4 protein-coding genes are annotated in these 1,607 nt (G+C 33.6%); 3 read left to right on the top strand and 1 reads right to left on the bottom strand.

The features are described from left to right. Positions 1-124 precede the first annotated feature (124 nt). Positions 125-358, top strand: coding sequence for a hypothetical protein (locus K8344_RS13845; protein WP_237609272.1), 234 nt, complete (start codon positions 125-127; stop codon positions 356-358). Here K8344_RS13845 and K8344_RS13850 read toward each other — a convergent pair. Continuing rightward, positions 355-612, bottom strand: coding sequence for a hypothetical protein (locus K8344_RS13850; RefSeq protein WP_237609273.1), 258 nt, complete (start codon positions 610-612; stop codon positions 355-357). The genes K8344_RS13845 and K8344_RS13850 overlap by 4 nt on opposite strands. A 195-nt stretch (positions 613-807) precedes the next feature. On the opposite strand from K8344_RS13850, the gene K8344_RS13855 reads away from it, so the two are divergent. Beyond that, entirely contained in the window at positions 808-1,125 is a 318-nt protein-coding gene (locus tag K8344_RS13855; RefSeq protein WP_057481881.1) for a hypothetical protein, read from the top strand. Between the two features lies 1 nt (position 1,126). Continuing rightward, positions 1,127-1,399, top strand: a complete 273-nt coding sequence (locus K8344_RS13860; RefSeq protein ID WP_057481882.1) for a hypothetical protein — start codon at positions 1,127-1,129, stop codon at positions 1,397-1,399. Positions 1,400-1,607 lie beyond the last annotated feature (208 nt).

Genomic DNA, 1,607 nt, shown 5'->3' on the forward strand with positions numbered 1-1,607 from the left:
TTTAAAGATAAAAACTTAAAACAAAAAATTGGCTTGTGGCGCAACCGAAAAATTAGCGCATTTTTGCACGCTACTTGTCATATACACACACGTTGGCAAACATTTACCAATAACACTCAAAAGAATGATAAAATACGATATAAAAACAGGAAGTAGCTTTCTAAATGAAAAAGCACGACAACAAAGAGACATCGGATTTAAACCTAAATTAAAAGGAATGAGATGCGAAAAATGTTCAACTGATACAGTCATAAAATTTGTAGAAGATGATTCTTCACACGTAAAAGCTGAATATGAAAGTTGTTGTCCTGAATTTGAAAAACGCATAAAAGATAAATTGTGGCCGAATAAAAATTAGTTTTCTAAAAGTTCTTTTGGTCGCATAACAAAATAATTTTTATCAGCTTCACCGTTGATTTTAAAAAAACGGACTAAATAGCTAATTGGGAAAATTTTTTCTTGAACGACTAACTGATGTTCAAATTTATCAAAGCCTTCAAACTGATAAAAAACAGAAAATGAATTATAATGGACTTTGACTTCTAAAAGCATTCCTGGAATAATTAAATCGGAATCTATTGGTTTGTTAAAAATTTGTCTTGTATCTGACATAAATATTTGATTTTAAAATTAATATTCTGAATAAAAAAACGATTTGCCAACAACGTATAACCGCAATTACGGCGGATTCGACTACGTCCGAATCCACTCGGAATTGCTAACGTCTGTCTTAAACCGAAAAATTTGCGAACTTTAACCCGTAACTGACGGTTATACAAATCCGTTACCTGCAAGCTGAACAAAACGATGAACACTGAAGAATTTGTAAAGTCATTTCACACCGAAAAACAGGATTTTTTAAAAGAATATTTATCGGAAAATCCTGAAACAGAAGTTGGACGATTAATTCAATCTCTTAACTTGACTGACGAACAGAACGGAATAATGGAAAAAATTATAAATGGTACGCTGACAGATGTTTTTTACACGATTCTTTTAGGTTTAGACGGTTGTGCTTCAATTGGTGGAATTCAAGAAATGTATGACTTAAAAGATGAAAACGGAAACCAATTAAGTGGAGAAATAGAAGGATATGCTTATGAATATTTTCACGAATCGGACTAAAATGAGCTTACTCATAACTGACTTAAAAAAGGCGGAAAAAATATTATCCGAATATTCAGGAGGTTATTCTGGAGAACATTTGTCGGCAGAGGACTTTCATTCTGACCTTGTTGACCGAATAAAAAAATTGGAAAATGGAGATGAAAGTGTAATTGAGGATTTATGGGTTTGGTTCGCACCAACCTGCCAATGGGATGACTTTGTTGGAAACATAGATTTAGGAGAAAGAATATTTCAGCGACTGAATAAAATAAAGAATAAAGCCAGCAGGTAACAATGTATAACCGCAATTACGGCGGATTCGACTACGTCCGAATCCACTCGGAATTGCTAACGCCAGTGCTAAACCGAAAAACTTCGTATATTTATCCGTAACTGACGGTTATACGAGACCGTTGTGTGCAATAACCCTTGCTTGCTAGGTTATTTAAAAAATCAGTAAAGCGCGCGGATTTAGAAGGAAAATAATCAGTATTTTATGG

Origin of the sequence: Aequorivita xiaoshiensis, assembly GCF_022008395.1 — a bacterium.
GTDB lineage: Bacteria > Bacteroidota > Bacteroidia > Flavobacteriales > Flavobacteriaceae > Aequorivita > Aequorivita xiaoshiensis.

Coding starts and splice junctions, on each gene's coding strand:
- K8344_RS13845 (WP_237609272.1), top strand. CDS start 125: ATGATAAAATACGATATAAAAACAGGAAGTAGCTTTCTAAATGAAAAA.
- K8344_RS13850 (WP_237609273.1), bottom strand. CDS start 612: ATGTCAGATACAAGACAAATTTTTAACAAACCAATAGATTCCGATTTA.
- K8344_RS13855 (WP_057481881.1), top strand. CDS start 808: ATGAACACTGAAGAATTTGTAAAGTCATTTCACACCGAAAAACAGGAT.
- K8344_RS13860 (WP_057481882.1), top strand. CDS start 1,127: ATGAGCTTACTCATAACTGACTTAAAAAAGGCGGAAAAAATATTATCC.